Genomic DNA, 14,807 nt, shown 5'->3' with positions numbered 1-14,807 from the left:
TGATCGCGGGAAGCTCGGCCTCGATCGGCGGCCCATTCGCCCGCGTATGCCGACGCCGAATTCGTCTACTCCGGTGCCTGGGTGGCCGTGTCGGCTCGGATGGCGATGATGACGTCGTTGCCGGCGTTCGGGTCGATTAGGCAGTGCAGTCCGAGGTCGGTGATGCGACCGTCGCGGGGGTTCCACTGCCCGGCTCCGGCGTCGCGGCCGAGGAGGGAGCCGAGGGAGTCGATCGTGGCCTTCCAGAGGTTCGGCCACGCCCGGTTCAGCCCGCCGACGAAGGCGAGCTGGAGGGCGACACCACCGTCCGGCAGTGGTCGGGCGGCAGTGACCTGGTCGCGGATCTGTTCCTTGAAGGCGGTGCTCTCGACCGAGGCTGTCGTGTTGACCGAGAACGAGTATGTCCCGCCCGGGTCGGAAGTCACCTGGGCCTGGCATACGGCGACCGTCGAGGCGGGCGCGTGCCGCTTCGACGCCCACACGGATACGAACTGGCGCCCGGTGTTGGCAGTGAGCCGCGGGACCAGTGGGAACAGGTAATTGTCTAGGTCGTGGTGGGTGAGCAGCGGCACGTCGTCCGGTAGGCCGATGTCGAGTCGCAGCGCGAGAGGACCAGCGGTGGCGCTCACCTGCTCGGCGATGACAGCATGCACCTCAGCGATGAACGCGGCGGAACGCACCTGACCGGGCGAGCCGGCCTTGTCCCTACTGCCGACCGCTGGCTGAACGCCGAGGGTGTTGCCCACGGTCCCCGGGCGCGCGTAGAAGACAGGCGTGCTCACCAGCCGAACCTATAGCCCGGCTGCACTCGGTGCGAATGGCATGGCCGGGGCCTTTCCGTTGTGGTTGTCTCCGGGTAACTACGCCGAAAGACCGGCATGGTTGTATCGCGAGAGGGTGAGGCCGACAGCGAGCCTGCCCTCTTACCGGTCGAGCTTTCTCTGAGCGTCCGAACCCTCTGCCACCTCGCCGGCGCTGCCAGCGGCTCGAGCCTTCGCTGCCGTGAGGCTGTCGAGCATGAGGTGTTCGACAGCCACCTGCATCTCGCCCTCGTCCAGTTCCAGGACGTAACGGCCCTCGCTCCTGCCGACACCGGCGATGTTGACCAACGTGGTGCCGACCCGGACCACCACCGGCACGTAGAAGACGTCCAGCAACAGGGTCAGCAGCCCGTTGCGGTTCCCCACCGGCGCCTGCCCCGTCATGCCACGCCTCTCGAGGTGTCGGCCCAGCCGAGGAACCGCTCGTACAGATCCGGTGGCGGCCCACCCACCCCGACCGCCCAGTCGTCGATCGCCTCGATCAAGTAGGAGCTGAGCAGCACCGTCAGGCCGCGCATGAAGTCCCGGTACTGCTCAGCGAGCTCAACCTTGGCAACGGCGCATGGCCACCGCCGGCCGCACACCGTGCAGTCCCAGCCCGGCCGCACAGCCTGATGCCCTGTCCGGGGAACTAACACGGCCGATTGCCCCGGGCTCGCTGCTCCTGCGCCGGTGTGATGGCACCGGCGCGGCCGATCTGCCGTAGCGGCATCGTCGGAGCAGCCCATACCGGCACCCGAGGCGCCGGATCGCTGACAGCGGTCCGGGCGCGGTGCTCCTCACGTCGTCGGCCCTTCTCCATCCATGCCTCGATGCACGGCCAGGGCAATCCACACGTGCATCGCAACCGGCCGAAAACGCGCCACCACCGACGTGCTCGTCTCGTGTGCATCTGACCTCCCGATCCATCAGCAGGTGCCGCCGCCGGCACTCGTCTCGGGTATCCGCCGTTCGTAGCTGGCATCAGCCGGCTGCGCCCCGCCCGCTCACAGGTGCGGGCGCTGATCAGAGCTTGCTGAGCTGCGTCGACACGCGCTATGCCAAGCGCTGCATATCCGTTATGAGAGGCGGATCGGGCGGCGCACGGCGCCGTGACCCGCCACTTAGGACAATCCAAGGTGGTCGGAGCGATTCGGGGATTCTGGGCGGACGTCGGATCGTCGGGCCCGGAGTGATGACATTCGCCCCCGGTCGTCCGAGGACTTGTATCAGCCCTCGCCCGGGACGGACAATCTGCAGGCCAAGCCCAACGCCGCCAACCGGCAGAGGCAAGTACGCGGCGTGGATTCCGCTGACCGGGTCACCGGCCACGGAATCTCTCCGTGGATCCAGCAAGCCGTCATCGATGGCAGCCGTGGGAGAGCGGGAACCAAACGGTCGGGTAACCGACGAGGGGGCAGCCCATGCATGGAGGTACTCGGCGGTGCCGACGATGCCGTACGCCGCTCGCCGGCTCCCACCATGGGGTGCATTGCCAGCGCTGTACGAGTGACCTGCTTACGCTGCGAACCCATCCGCCCGTACTGCCACCCGACTTCTGGAACCACCCGCCCCTCCGAGAAGCCGCCGCCGACCGGCACATGGGACGCCTTATCGCCGCATACCGTTCGCATCCAGCGCACGGGATGCCGATCTCGCAGGAGACGGTCGGGCGGTGGGCATTCAAGTCCCAGAGCCAGATCTGCAGGATCGAGACCGGTCGCCCGGAGCAACACCTCGGCCAGCTGCGGTTCTGGGCCCTGCTGCTCGACATCCCGCAGCACCTGCTGTGGTTCCTGGCCTCGGACAACGATCGCCCGACTCACGGTCAGCGACCTGACACCTCCCCTGAAGGCCCTCTATCGCCAGCCGACGCGCGGACCTCGACTGGCGCCAGCGACGACCGCAAGTCCGGCATCGGGAACGCCGTAGCCCAGGACGCCGCCCTTCCCAGCGAGTCGTCCATCAACTTCATCCGACCAGGCGGAGCGGGCGTTGTCACCGAGACCTGGTTGACACACTTGAACAACCTCGTCGGGTCGACCGGCGCCATCGGATGGACAGCCCTTCATCCGCTGGTCGCTCAGCAGATGCGAAGCCTCGAAACGCTCGCTCAGCGCAAACCCGAGATCGACCTGGCGCTTGCGGACACGCCCGCTGGTCGGAGTTCATGAGCTGGATCTGCACCAACGGAGGCTTCCCCGGTGCGGAAGCCTGGCTGGAACGTGCTCACCGCCGCGCCACAGAGGCCCGCGATCCGGTCGTGGAAGCCTACGTCTTCATGCGCAGGAGCCAGCACGCCGTCGACGGCAATGACGCCTCCGCAGCGGTATCCCTCTCCCGCCAAGCACTCGGCGCCAACGCGGACATCCCACCGAAGATCAAGGCGCTGTGCCTGACCCGCCTCTCGGAAGGACTGGCCCTGGCAGGCAGCGGCGAAAGCCTGGACATCCTCACCACAGCCCGCACGCTGGCGAACGAGAGCTCCGACGAACCTGCCGACGAGATGGCCCGCCACTGCGACTCCCGCTACATCAACGCGGCCCGAGCACGATGTCTCTATCTGCTCGGCGAACGCCACGAAGCGCGTACGCAACTCGAGGAAGTCCTCGCCCAGGACCAGCCCGCCGGTGCCATCGACGTCGGCATGTGGACCGCCTACCTCGCCGAAAGCCAAGCCGACGATCAACCCGACGACGGCGCCCTCACCGGACAGCAAGCCTTGGACATCGCCGATAGCACTCACTCCGCCCGGATCGTGAAGGCGCTGTCCCCGGTCGCGGTCACCCTGCGAACGCATCGCGGCAGCCCCGCCGTCGACGACTTCCTGACCAGGTACCGCGCCAGCGTCACGACCGAAGTGCCAATATCGACGCCATGGACCTGATTCCCCTCACCACGACGGCGGACGTCCACGAACGGCAACCCACGGTCGCCGTCCTACCCATCGGCAGCTTCGAACAGCACGGCCCCTACCTACCACTCGCCACCGACACGATCGTGCCGGTCGCCATCGCCGACCGGGTGGCGGCTACTTACAACGTCCTACTCCTGCCGGCCGTCACGATGTCGTGCTCCCACGAGCACGCAGCCTGGCCAGGAACAGTCAGCCTCAGCCACACCACGCTGACAGCGATCATCAGCGACATAGCCAGCTCGCTACGCGCCCAAGGGATCAACAAACTCGCCATCATCAACGGCCACGGCGGCAACTACTTCCTCAGCAACGTGGTGCAGACCGCCAACACGACGACACCACGCTCCATGACGCTGTTCCCCACCCGCGAAGACTGGAAGCGAGCACGCCAAGCCGCCGACCTCGCCACCGACGACCACGAAGACATGCACGCCGGCGAACTCGAAGTCTCGATACTGTCCGCCGTCCTACCCGAATCCGTACGAGACGGCGCCGGATCCCTCGACCACACCGCCGATGAACGACCCTTCCTCCTCGTCGAAGGCATGGCCGCCTACACCAAGCACGGCGTCATCGGCCGCCCGTCCGCCGGCACCGCAAACAAGGGCGAGGCCGTCCTCGACAGCCTTGTCAACTCCTTCGCGGCACACCTCCAAGCACTGCACGAACCAGCAGCACGCCGCTAGACACCGAAGCACTCAAGGCCAGCAGCACCCTCGGAGCCTGCAACGCCTGTAACGGACGCCAAACTCAATCATCTGCCGATGAGAGTGCGTACGATTCTGTCCCCGGCGACACTTCGATGCACTTAATCCGTACATGCCAATTCTCAAGTCTTGCTCCACGCGATACGAATCTGTCTTAATCTGTGGAGATGACAGAACTGCGTGATCAAGTATTTTTTGGAAATCCGGCAGAGCCTTTGGCAATGCAGCCGAGACTTCTTTCATGGATTGAGGGTGTCGAGCGAGATATTCAGGCTGACTACGACCGGCTGCATGCCTTGGCGGCAACGAAAACCGGTATACAGCAGTCGGGTCACGGCGGCGAGAGCACTTGGGTCCGACTGTTCGAGAACTGGCTCCCGCCAGGCTACGAACTTGGCTTACGCAAGTATATCCTTCCCGAGGTGGGAGATCAGGTATTCGAGACGGATATCGTGGTGTTCAGGCCCTCATATCCAACACCCCTCAGGAAGCGAGAGGAGGTGCTTTGCGGCGGCGTCGCCGCCGCCTTCTCCGTCAAATTGACACTGGGAGCTGCCGAGATTAGAGAAGGTTTCACCCAGGCAAGAGATCTGCGCCGTGCTCTAGTGCTGCGCTGTGGGACACCGCGCGATGAGCTTTTGGGAGCGTTTCCGTTCGGCATTCTCGCGCATTCACATGAATGGAAGAGGCCAGGCTCATATCCGCGATCAAACGTGGCCGAAAACTGCAACTCGCGAGACAGAGAGCTATGCGGGCATCCTCGCGAGACGCCGGATTGGGTATGCGTTGCCGATCTTGCCACTTGGACTACAATGCGGATGCCTTACCTGCCACCCGACACGGTGAAGAATTTCAGCAACCTCAACGAGAAGGAGCAGCGTGAGGGTTGTGCGATCACTGCGATCGCTGGCACGGACCCGACAGGTACGCCATCTCCAGTTGCCGCGCTGCTGGTTAATTTACTGGTACGCCTATCTCACGATGACCCCACCGTTGTCCCTCTTGCTGATTCGTTGCGGGCTATGGGAAGCGTCGGAAGAGGGCATGGCACGCAGCGTCGATGGGAACTCGACAAGCTCTTCGAGCCGGATACTCTTGCACGACTCAAAGAGCATGGAACCGGTGAACCTGGCGGGCAATGGGGTAGCCACTTTTGAAAAACTGCAACAGAGGCCTGACCGCATTCTCCTGCCGCGTTCCGCGCTCGGGCCGGCCGCCACCGGCACGACCGGCAGTCGCTGGTGACACAGGCCGACGGTTCGTCATGCTGATGCGAGTCAGGCCCCGGTACGGGGACTGACGAGGAACTACTCAGCGGCAGTCATCAAGTTTGGTCAGAAGATCTGCTGCTGTCTGCACCGATTTGGGATGATAATTCTTTTCTGATATTTCCGCGTGTAAGGCCTGGACGGCATGGAGTAGCGCGATATGAAGCTCGGCTAAAGGAACAGTTCCTGTTGCGATGGAGACAACGGCATCAGGGTCGCGATCGCAATTGGCTTCGATGTATACGGCGGGCTCAGCGTCGGCGGCCCGGCGATACCCGAGGTAGTACGGCCCTTCGAAGAAGTACGACCACGCCTCGGGTTCGCCGTTGCGAAGCTCTATGTACGCGGCGACTGCGGAGCCGAGCACGGAGAGCGGCAAGTCGTACCACCCGACTCCGGGGAAGTCGATGCCGTTCAGGGTGAACCAAATCTGGGTGCTGGGATGAGGATCGGATGGTGTCGTCGGTGCCGGTGTGCCGACCACTTGCCACCTTGCCTCAGTCATCAGCCGATACCGGCGCCTTCGCAATTTCGCACGTTGCCATTGAAGCACCGGCCGCTCGCTGGCCAGCGTGCACTCTTGTGCCGCTGAGCATGCGCGTTCGTCGAGCTACGGATGGGCACGCCGCGTGCAGGACGATCGATCTGCTTCTGGTTGCGACACTCGACGACCTCGCTACCCTCCTGGGGTGAACGACGCTGTAGAGCGAGCCGCGCGGAGCCGGTTCTTGACGGAGGCGGCGCGTACGATGCTCGCCGCCGGCGCTGACGCTGACGACATAGCCAGGGAACTGCTCCGGCGCACTGATTCGCCGATCTTGGCGATCAAGGCCATTGTCGACAGCACCGGCCTGGGTTTGGCCGATGCCAAGTGGGTAGTGCACCGCAACCTGGCGCCTGAGACCCGCAGGGCCGCGGAGAACTTATGGGGCGAACTGCTCGACGCTCTTGAGCAGATCCGGGAGAGTCCCAGCGGGCCGGAACCAGGTCGTCATGATTCGTGACAGGCGTTGCCGGGTTGATCGCTGCGTGCTTCGAAATCGAATCGCCAGGATCAAGATCATTCAACTCATCTGCCGCTGTCCGCGCTCGGGCCAACCGCCGTCACGTGCAGTAGCCGACTGCGGCAGGTCAGCACTCTGTCGTGCCGATGAGAGTGCGCCATCTGCTGCGGCTCGAAATTCGCCAAACTACTCTAAATATCCGCCGTTGTGGTCTCGTCGGCCAGCCACGCAGTAGGAATGCGGCGCTTGCAGCCATCTGCTCAGATACCGGGAACGGACGGCACCGGTGAGCAAACCCTCGAGGGTCGCAGCGAACCCGCCGTTGAATCGCTCGAAGTACGGCCCACGCTCGCGAAGCACCACTGGGTGGTCGGCTGTAGCGACGCCGGGCCTCACGTGCCAGAAGAGAAAGTCGCCGTTGGGTGTCCCGCCCCAAGAAACGAGGTCATCGCCGGGCTGGAACCAGTCGCGAACGTCGTCACCGTCCCAATGGGAGGAGTCGCCCAGCGGCCAAGCCCGTTCGAGACGACCGGAGGCGTCGTCGTCAACGCTGCCGAACCAGATTCGGCAGGACTCCTGCGCCATCTCGTTGTTGTCGACAAGGTCAGTCCAGCTGGCAGAGGCATCGGGTGCACAGATGAGCAGATGATCGTTGACGGCACCGGGTCCGTACGCGTCGACGAAAGCCTTGTAGTCGGCTGGCAAGTCAGCACCGAGTGCCGTTTCGACGGCCGCCCAGTCCGACGATCGCCAATGAACCTCATCTACCGGCGGCAACTGCAACAGGCCGGCCAGCCGAGCAAGATCATCCACGGTTTCATAGTGCCGCCGACGTACGAACTCCGGCAAGTACCGATCTCCGCCAGCGATCGGGAACCGTTTGCACCAAATTGCCGCTGATATAGCGCGCTGAGTGCCATGCGGTCGGGTCGAGGCGCCGGGCGGCCGTCATCGCTCGGGGAGAACCTCACGAAGTTGTACCGCCGCCCGGCACCTTGCCAGGGTAGGCGTCACTGGCGGGCGCCCATGACCCGCAACGTGGGGTCCCGAGCAGCGTCCTCTTTCCAAGCGACTCATGTGTGACTTCCCAGTAACTGTCACGATGCGTAGTCGGATGGCACCGTTCCACTTCTATGGAAGCGGAACGACCGGCTCCGCCTTTCCACCGTTCAGAGTCGGGCCAGAATCTCGGACTTCTTAGCGACGAACTCGTTGTCGGTCACCACACCGGCCTCGCGCAGCTCGCCGAGCCGCCTCAGCTGCTCCATCGGGTCCACCGGGGCCGAAGCGGGTACCGAGGCGGCGGGCGCCACCAGCGCAACCGGTTGTTGCGGCATCATGCCGGCGTAGCGGTGAGTGTTGTGCAGGGCCTGTTCGTGGAGCCGTGCGAGCCGGGCAGTCTCGTTGATGACGGCAACCGCGGTGCGCGGTTCAGGTACATCCTCGAGGACAACGATCTCGACTGAGTTGGCGCGCTGCACGTGTACCAGGACGTTGCCGACTCCGCGCGCCTTCTGCACCATCGCCTGACGCATGTCGACGTCGAGGATTTGTGCAACCGGCACCTGCTGGGCGTTCGTCGATACGATGCCCTTCTCGAAGTAGAGCAGCGTCGACGTCAGCCGGTACTTCCCGCCACCGAAGCCGGTCAGCGGCAAACCCTGGGCGGACCACAGCGTGTCTGGGTCACCCAACTCCACAACGAGGTGCCAGCCAGGCGGGGCGGGTGGCCAGGAAGGGTCTGGCTGCCAACCCTCGGGGGGCAGCCAGCCCTCGGGCGCCGCGGGCCATCCGGGGGGAGGATTGAACTTCTTCGCCATCGCATACCTCGCTTCTTGCCGCCGGCTCGGGTCGCGGGTCACATCGGCATGGTCCGGAGACACTTAAGGCGACGCTGGCGGTAGGGCCGTTCCACTTCCTTAGAAGTGGAATGTTCCACTGGCAGGAAGTGGAACATTCCAGGCGGAGGGAGGGTGAGAGGGGTGAGCAGTGCAGGCTTTAGCCCACCCTCCCCCGTGGCCTCGCCCAGTCCTGCGTCGCTGCACTTTCGGCGCGGCGGGCGTTGATCTCAATCTGCGATGCGGCGGGCGTCGACCTCAATTTGCGCCCAACCAGCGGCCACCTGAACGATTTCTGCGGCGTGCTGCCGGCTGAACTCGGCGAGGTGCGGCGCTGCGGCTGCGTGGACGGTCTTGACGGCAGCCTCTCGGCAGCGCCCGTCAGCGGCGGCCGCACGGCGCTCGAAGGCTACGGCCTCGGCCCATCGAGGCAGGCTCGTCGGGTCGGTCTCGGCGGTGTCCGACGTCACCGGGTAGGCACGTTCCACCCGGGTCTGCAGGTCGGTCAGGTCGGTGGCGGGGATGCCTGCTGCGGCCATGCAGCTGCGGTAGTCGGAGACCAGGGTCGGAGCGGTCGTGTTCTGCACCTGACGCAGCCGGTCGACCAGTTGGGCGGCCAGGGCCTGCTGGCCGTCGGGAATCGACGGGTCGGCGGCCGCGGCCGCCTCGGTCTCGCATCGGTGGGCGTCCGCGATGCGCTCAAGGCGGGTAGAACCGTGGTCGACGGTGACTTCGGTGGCGTGAAAGTTGAGCACCCAGCGGGCCCTGCTGGCCCGGGCTAGATAGTCGGCGACGCCGAGATGCTGGCGCACCGGGGAGAACGCCAGAAGGTTTCCCGGGGCGACGTGCTCATGGTCACTGGTCGGGTTGTACCCGACGATCCCGTATGTGTGGCCGGCCCGGCGCATGCATTTGTCCGCGGCGAGCCGGGCAGTCCACGAGGCGCGGAGGTCGGCGGCCCGGCGCTGGGCCGGGGTGCCGTATACCTGGGTGATGATCCCGTCGTAGTCGGCCGCCGGCCGCACCGACGGCGGTGCGGTGCCGCTGCAGGCGGCCAGCACTGCGGTAGCGACAACGGCGAGACAGTGTAGGGCGCTATGTCCAGCGGGCATGGCCGTGACGGTAGCGGCGCGCGCGGCCCGCCGAGGCGCGGCGCGGCGCGGCCCGCCGAGGCGCGGCGCGGCGCGGCCCGCCGAGGCGCGGCGCGGCGCGGTCGTCGCACGAACGGGGCTCATTGTGTGACATCCCAAACCTGCGCCCACCCTCGTACCTTCATCCCACTCCCAAGAAGCGGAACGGAGGCTAACCCGGCCGTTCGTAGCAAACTTCATCAACTACCTCTCCAGCCTTAGGCGTGGGATCGATGGGACATGGGACCTGAATGAGGTTGCGCTGGTCCGTCCCGGTGTCATCTTGGGCCCACGCGAGCACCCCCACGCAAAACAGTGCCAACACGGCAATCACCACCCCGGCGAGCTGGCGGCGTGGTGAAGCAGGGGGCGAGTCAGCGGAGAACATGAACCTCATCCTCAGCGTCAGTGGTTGCGAAGCTGGACTGCAGCAGGGCGCAGGGAGGGTTGCAGAAAGCCGACCTGCTGGCCGTCGCCTTGCGTGCCAGGACCACACCGTTCCACTTCTATGACTGTGGAACGGCCCGGTGGGCGCCGGCCGAGGCCGACAGCAGGGCACGGGCGGCTGGCCCGGACCCGGGGAGCCGGCGCTGCGGCCGGTGTTGCTCTACCCGTACGTACGTGAGCCAGCGATCACTCGACCGCTGTGACGCGTTGTCACCGGCGCCCAACATCCGGATCTGCCGATGAGATTGCGACAAGGGCGTGGCGGGTTGGCATCGCATCGATGAGAATTCCCCGCCCAGAAGCGGCTCTTTAGCACCACTATCTTGGCAATGCATTGCTATTTTCAGATTACGCGTATGGCGGATTTCCACTCATGGCAGTGGAGCCGGGCGCAGAGTTGACCCGCTTAGGCGAGTGATCTCAACTGGAAGAGCGATTCGATGCCTATAGTCATAACCTTTGATATTAGCAACTCACCCAATCAAACCTATAATCGAATAAGCTCCCTGTTCCAAAGGCTCGGATGGGAAAGTCTTGGCGGAAGTGCGTACCGCTATCCACGACTAAGTGCCGAGGATGACCACCAGCCCGAGGACTGGTTCAACCACGTAATACCTGCCCTCATGGCATTCAGAATTCTTGTCAATAATTCGGGTGCCACCCTTACCCGCTACACGATAGATGTCCAATCATCGAGCGGTTACAGCGCGGCATCAAACTTTGGACCGCCGATTAGTCCGGCCGCCACGGTAACGTTTTACGATCCATCCTTGAACGCATTCGGGAAAAGCCATCTAGACGCATTTTTGGATGGCACAGCAATATTCCCTTATTAGTCGTTACCCCCGTGAGTCATGGACCTGCATACTCGGAGACCAGCCAGCAGAAACCGCTCAACTCTGGCTTCCGATCCCTCAACGTGTGTGTCGTCCTGACGTACTCTCTTGCCGCGATTCGCGCCGTAAGCCGCTCTCAAGCGGCCGAGGCCAGGCGCGTCGTTAGTAGCGCTTGGGTCTGCGGTTCACCGTCGAAGAGTCTCGACAGCCACATTGACATACCGCTCTCGTTGTAGCCGTAGAAGGTCATGCACCACGGCACGTCCCGTAGCCACTGCTCAGTAGTCATGTCGGCGGTTGTGACCAGAAGATCGAGTAGGGCTGGCGGCGGTGGGGACGGAGTCAGGCACAGCCAGGCAAGCGCGCCGGCGAATCGCATGTCGGTCGGGTTGGACGGATCGGTCCACAACTGTCGGGCCCAGTCCTTGGCTTCTGCCTCGCTGGCGGTCAGTTGGGCTATCGCCAAGACCAGGCTGATCCGTACCGCGGGTGCCGTCTCGACTGCTAGACGCTCCCGAAGTGCGGCCAGCACCTCCGATGGCGGTGCCGAGGCGCTAGCCAACACATACGCTGCGTGGATGCGGATGTCAGGGTCATCGTCGTGCAGAAGCGGGTTCAGGACCGGTGCGCTGACGCTGAGCGCGTAGCGGGAGGCCTCCAGCGTCCGAGGCACTGGGAAGCCGCAAACATCGACATACATGAAATCCGGTGGATCCACCACTTGTAGGAAGGTGTCGCGACTCTCGAACCGCTCACGAAGCCGGCGGCCGGCGAACGCGGCCAGGCGCAGAACGGTAACCCGGTGGTGCACAGTCGGAGAAACAGCGGCCCGCACTAGAAAGGGAACCGCGAGGGCCGCTACCACGATCGTGTCGTTGTGCGTCAATGAGCTCGACAGGCCACTCAGGTTGGCCTTGGCCTGCTCGGCACTCTCGGTGTATAGCGACCGTAACTGGTCGATCATCTTTTCGGGGGAGGCGCGGAAGAGGTGCCACGGCACGTCCTCCGGCTCCGGGTCCGGGATGGCTAAGAGGTCAACCACGTATTTGCGGACGTCCGGAAGGTCGTCGAAGTCTTCGCCGAAGAAAGTGTCGGACATGCCGCCGATTCTGCCGTAGCCCAGACGATCGCAAGAAAGGTGTAAATGGTACGTATGCCCCAGCCGCGCCTCGATGCCCGTTCCGGTCGCGCCACAGTCCGCGCCCGACCACGCCGACTCCAGGAACTCGTAGGCGCGGGGTGTTCACTCACATGCCGCGATCCGCGCGGTGGCCAGCCGGTGCCGTCACGGCTGGCAGGCGGCGGTGACTGGCCGGCGTCTTGTCGTGCCGATGTGAGTGCACATCATCGCACTCGTTCGGAGCCGCAAAGCAACCGTACACCGGTGTCGGTTTCTGCGTGTTGATTACTTCGGTTCGTAATCCAGGGTCGAGTCGGCGTAGATTGCCATTGCGAAAAGAGTCTGCTGCTTTTTCTCTGGAAGAACGCTTGAATCGAGCGTCGAACCCGGCTCAGCAATAAGATCTAAGTTCATTCTTCTAAAGTCGATATACGCGTGACCAAGTGGTGGCCTCTTGCCGCCCTCATCAACCGTCAAGAAGTTATCAACGACGCGCAACTCAAGGCGGTTAAGTACGCCCATGCTTACACCTTGACTGCCGCGGGTGTTGCCACCGATCTCATACTTTCGCTGAAGGAATGCGCCGCGCGCGGTGAGCCTGGAGGACCTCGAAACTGACAGGCATCCGTCGTCTTTCTTAGTAGGGCGAAAGTTATAGTACAGCTGATCTTCGCCATAATGCTCTAGCGACACAAGCTGCCGGAACAATCTTTCGCCCTCCGGAAACTTGCCGTCTGACAGCACCTCTTCACCCTCGCCCGGAGGCGGATATTCAGTCGCGGTGTTCATTTTTCGAAGATACTTCCGTCCAACATTGGGGTGTGCGGATTGATTGATCGGGCTTCTTCCGCCTTCCCGGTTCGCTTGTTGAACGAGAGATACCAAGCCTGCCCGTCCTGATCGAACTCGACGCAACGGGAATGGGTTCGAAGCTCCCACATTAGCGATATACCACCCTCCGGAAGAGGGCATGCGCGGACCGGAGATGCAGGTTCAGACAGCGTGGTTGAGAACACTTCAATAAATGCGAGAGCATTTTCAATCACGTGGGCTGGGATAGCTTCACCATCCTGCTCTGCGCCCCAACCCTCGCCTAGTTGGTCGAGTGCCTTGACCGCACGCACCAACGTCGATTCGCGCGGCTCGCCCGCCGGATCAGCAACCGGGAACGTCACTAGGTCACTCCGTTCCTTGAACGGGCAAGTAGCTGCTGCACCTGTGCACCAACTCTAGCGCTCAGCGCGGGCCATCCGTACTAAAACTGTCGTATCCAGGCTGACGCAAAACCGCACTCACATGCCGCCGATCGGGCGTCTTGAGCGCTCGGCTTACGAACTGTCGGAGTGCCGGGCGGGCTGCTGCTGCTGTTCGACGAGGCGGGACGCCCGGCGGGGCGGGTGGAGAGCGGGATCGATCGGCCCACCGCAGTGGTGGCGGGCCGCTTCGGCGACGAGTAGGTAACCGCTGTGGCCGGCGATGACGAGACGCCGCGCGTCCAGGTCGCCGACGACCGGTTGACGGAGTCGATCGACGTGGTCGGCGTGGTACGGGGCATCGCGTTGCTGCCGGACGGCCGTATGTGTCTGGCCACCGGCAGGGCACTGGCGCTGCCCACTCGACCATATGAGCGGCTAGTACTGCAACGGCACTCAGCAGAGTGGGTAGCCTCGGCGTTTGTAGTGACTGAGGCGGGCTTGATGCTGGCGTCTGCGCCGCCCTCTGGAAGGTGGACCAGGCATGCGGATCGTGCGGGTGTTCGTATTGGCCGTCCTAGTTGGTGCTGGCGAGGCGCTTGCTGCTGGCGAGCGCGGCGGCCAGGGTGGGTTCGGTCTGCAGTTGATCGAGTAGAACCCAGAGGCGTGAGGCGCGGTAGGGCGCTCCGCTGGGAAGGGGGTCGGTGGGTGGTAGTTGTGGGCCGAGGTCGTAGGCCGCGTGCGGCCGCAGGGTTTCTTCGGTGCCGGGTATGTCTGGCCAGCGGTCGAGCAGGCTCGGCAGGACCTCAGCCTTGATGACGCGATGGACTCGCCGTACTGCTCCTTGCCACCGGAACGCCATGAAGTTCGGCGGTTCTGTTGGCCAGCCGCCCGATCCGTAGGGATGGAAGTAGACGCGATCCTCGGTGACGAATTCACGGAAAGTACGTCCGCCGCCGTCCCCGGGGCGTTCGTCGCTGAGCACCACGCAGTATGTCCAGCTGTCTGCGATAGATCTCAACCGCGTCACCTTCTGCAGATAGGTGTTCAGTTCGTCGAGCCATATCCGCTCCTGTCCACGGCTAGCAGGGTGGATACGGCGTAGGTCGGCCAGCACATCGCGCCAGCTCAGATGGACAACTGACACCCCGTCGACCTCCGAGGGGGCCATCGCCTGCGCAAGCGTGGTACTTGCTTGCGACAGTGTGACGAGTACGCCGGCGCCTTGCGCGAGTACACGCGGCGCGTAGGCGCGCAGCTGCGTTTCGGTCGGCAGAAGCCAGTCTCGCTTCGCCTCAATGATCAACAGTGCTTGAGGCAGGGCGATTTCCAAGTCGGTACGCCCCACCTCGCCACGCACCTCCAACGCGAGGGCCGCCGCGTCAAGGTCGGCGTCCGTAGCGGCCGGCCACACCCGGCGTACCACTGCCTCAAGCAGCGTCGGTGTCCGTGCCAGCGTGAAGCCGAATGCCGACGTCACGTCGTTCTCGTCAACACCGAGAAGATCGAACACCGAGGACACCGGCTCCCCGTGGCGTGTAAGTGCA

Annotated in this window: 16 protein-coding genes; 5 read left to right on the top strand and 11 right to left on the bottom strand. The window is 64.0% G+C overall.

What is annotated here, in order from left to right; all coding sequences use genetic code 11:
• Positions 1-65 precede the first annotated feature (65 nt).
• The 3 genes from ACZ3II_RS05120 to ACZ3II_RS05110 all read right to left on the bottom strand — a co-directional run bounded on the left by ACZ3II_RS05120 (position 66) and on the right by ACZ3II_RS05110 (position 1,339).
• Positions 66-782 (bottom strand): hypothetical protein, encoded by a 717-nt coding sequence (locus ACZ3II_RS05120; protein ID WP_465516309.1) that lies wholly within the window; start codon positions 780-782, stop codon positions 66-68.
• Positions 783-923: 141 nt separating this feature from the next.
• On the bottom strand, positions 924-1,205 hold the full coding sequence (locus ACZ3II_RS05115) for a hypothetical protein (RefSeq protein ID WP_465516308.1): 282 nt from the start codon (positions 1,203-1,205) through the stop codon (positions 924-926).
• Positions 1,202-1,339 (bottom strand): hypothetical protein, encoded by a 138-nt coding sequence (locus tag ACZ3II_RS05110; RefSeq protein WP_465516307.1) that lies wholly within the window; start codon positions 1,337-1,339, stop codon positions 1,202-1,204. Before ACZ3II_RS05110 ends, ACZ3II_RS05115 begins: the two co-directional genes overlap by 4 nt.
• Before the next feature lie 1,107 nt (positions 1,340-2,446).
• Here ACZ3II_RS05110 and ACZ3II_RS05105 point away from each other — a divergent pair.
• The 4 genes from ACZ3II_RS05105 (at position 2,447) to ACZ3II_RS05090 (ending at position 5,581) form a co-directional block, all read left to right on the top strand.
• Complete coding sequence (locus tag ACZ3II_RS05105; RefSeq protein ID WP_465516306.1) at positions 2,447-2,974, top strand: hypothetical protein; 528 nt, start codon at positions 2,447-2,449, stop codon at positions 2,972-2,974.
• Positions 2,971-3,687, top strand: coding sequence for a hypothetical protein (locus ACZ3II_RS05100; protein ID WP_465516305.1), 717 nt, complete (start codon positions 2,971-2,973; stop codon positions 3,685-3,687). Before ACZ3II_RS05105 ends, ACZ3II_RS05100 begins: the two co-directional genes overlap by 4 nt.
• Entirely contained in the window at positions 3,678-4,403 is a 726-nt protein-coding gene (locus tag ACZ3II_RS05095; protein ID WP_465516304.1) for a creatininase family protein, read from the top strand. The genes ACZ3II_RS05100 and ACZ3II_RS05095 overlap by 10 nt, the downstream gene beginning before the upstream one ends.
• Before the next feature lie 188 nt (positions 4,404-4,591).
• Positions 4,592-5,581 (top strand): DUF6602 domain-containing protein, encoded by a 990-nt coding sequence (locus tag ACZ3II_RS05090; RefSeq protein ID WP_465516303.1) that lies wholly within the window; start codon positions 4,592-4,594, stop codon positions 5,579-5,581.
• A 154-nt stretch (positions 5,582-5,735) separates the two neighbouring features.
• Here the strand turns inward: ACZ3II_RS05090 and ACZ3II_RS05085 are convergent, their stop codons facing one another.
• Positions 5,736-6,176, bottom strand: coding sequence for a hypothetical protein (locus ACZ3II_RS05085; RefSeq protein WP_465516302.1), 441 nt, complete (start codon positions 6,174-6,176; stop codon positions 5,736-5,738).
• A 205-nt stretch (positions 6,177-6,381) separates the two neighbouring features.
• On the opposite strand from ACZ3II_RS05085, the gene ACZ3II_RS05080 reads away from it, so the two are divergent.
• Positions 6,382-6,696, top strand: a complete 315-nt coding sequence (locus tag ACZ3II_RS05080; RefSeq protein WP_465516301.1) for a hypothetical protein — start codon at positions 6,382-6,384, stop codon at positions 6,694-6,696.
• 186 nt (positions 6,697-6,882) lie between these two features.
• Here ACZ3II_RS05080 and ACZ3II_RS05075 read toward each other — a convergent pair whose 3' ends face one another.
• The 7 genes from ACZ3II_RS05075 to ACZ3II_RS05045 form a co-directional block, all read right to left on the bottom strand.
• Entirely contained in the window at positions 6,883-7,509 is a 627-nt protein-coding gene (locus ACZ3II_RS05075) for an SMI1/KNR4 family protein (protein WP_465516300.1), read from the bottom strand.
• A 356-nt stretch (positions 7,510-7,865) separates the two neighbouring features.
• Positions 7,866-8,516 carry a PH domain-containing protein gene (locus tag ACZ3II_RS05070; protein WP_465516299.1) on the bottom strand — a complete coding sequence of 217 codons (651 nt, stop codon included), beginning with the start codon at positions 8,514-8,516 and terminating at the stop codon, positions 7,866-7,868.
• Positions 8,517-8,764: 248 nt separating this feature from the next.
• Positions 8,765-9,646, bottom strand: coding sequence for a hypothetical protein (locus tag ACZ3II_RS05065; protein WP_465516298.1), 882 nt, complete (start codon positions 9,644-9,646; stop codon positions 8,765-8,767).
• A gap of 1,437 nt (positions 9,647-11,083) precedes the next feature.
• Entirely contained in the window at positions 11,084-12,046 is a 963-nt protein-coding gene (locus tag ACZ3II_RS05060) for a HEAT repeat domain-containing protein (RefSeq protein ID WP_465516297.1), read from the bottom strand.
• A 306-nt stretch (positions 12,047-12,352) separates the two neighbouring features.
• The gene (locus ACZ3II_RS05055; RefSeq protein ID WP_465516296.1) at positions 12,353-12,856 is read right to left on the bottom strand and encodes a hypothetical protein; all 504 of its coding nucleotides are present in this window, start codon (positions 12,854-12,856) and stop codon (positions 12,353-12,355) included.
• A complete protein-coding gene (locus tag ACZ3II_RS05050; protein ID WP_465516295.1) occupies positions 12,853-13,242 on the bottom strand; it encodes a hypothetical protein in 390 nt (129 codons plus the stop codon). The genes ACZ3II_RS05055 and ACZ3II_RS05050 overlap by 4 nt, the downstream gene beginning before the upstream one ends.
• A 595-nt stretch (positions 13,243-13,837) precedes the next feature.
• On the bottom strand, positions 13,838-14,782 hold the full coding sequence (locus tag ACZ3II_RS05045) for a hypothetical protein (protein WP_465516294.1): 945 nt from the start codon (positions 14,780-14,782) through the stop codon (positions 13,838-13,840).
• Positions 14,783-14,807: the final 25 nt, after the last annotated feature.

The organism is Actinoplanes sp. NPDC019969, assembly GCF_055562375.1.
This window is presented reverse-complemented; position numbering and strand designations above follow the sequence as displayed.

Excerpts from the sequence above, each read along its gene's own strand:
- ACZ3II_RS05115 (WP_465516308.1), bottom strand. The coding sequence starts at position 1,205 with ATGACGGGGCAGGCGCCGGTGGGGAACCGCAACGGGCTGCTGACCCTG.
- ACZ3II_RS05110 (WP_465516307.1), bottom strand. The coding sequence starts at position 1,339 with ATGCGCGGCCTGACGGTGCTGCTCAGCTCCTACTTGATCGAGGCGATC.
- ACZ3II_RS05105 (WP_465516306.1), top strand. The coding sequence starts at position 2,447 with ATGCCGATCTCGCAGGAGACGGTCGGGCGGTGGGCATTCAAGTCCCAG.
- ACZ3II_RS05100 (WP_465516305.1), top strand. The coding sequence starts at position 2,971 with ATGAGCTGGATCTGCACCAACGGAGGCTTCCCCGGTGCGGAAGCCTGG.
- ACZ3II_RS05095 (WP_465516304.1), top strand. The coding sequence starts at position 3,678 with ATGGACCTGATTCCCCTCACCACGACGGCGGACGTCCACGAACGGCAA.
- ACZ3II_RS05090 (WP_465516303.1), top strand. The coding sequence starts at position 4,592 with ATGACAGAACTGCGTGATCAAGTATTTTTTGGAAATCCGGCAGAGCCT.
- ACZ3II_RS05070 (WP_465516299.1), bottom strand. The coding sequence starts at position 8,516 with ATGGCGAAGAAGTTCAATCCTCCCCCCGGATGGCCCGCGGCGCCCGAG.
- ACZ3II_RS05065 (WP_465516298.1), bottom strand. The coding sequence starts at position 9,646 with ATGCCCGCTGGACATAGCGCCCTACACTGTCTCGCCGTTGTCGCTACC.
- ACZ3II_RS05060 (WP_465516297.1), bottom strand. The coding sequence starts at position 12,046 with ATGTCCGACACTTTCTTCGGCGAAGACTTCGACGACCTTCCGGACGTC.
- ACZ3II_RS05055 (WP_465516296.1), bottom strand. The coding sequence starts at position 12,856 with ATGAACACCGCGACTGAATATCCGCCTCCGGGCGAGGGTGAAGAGGTG.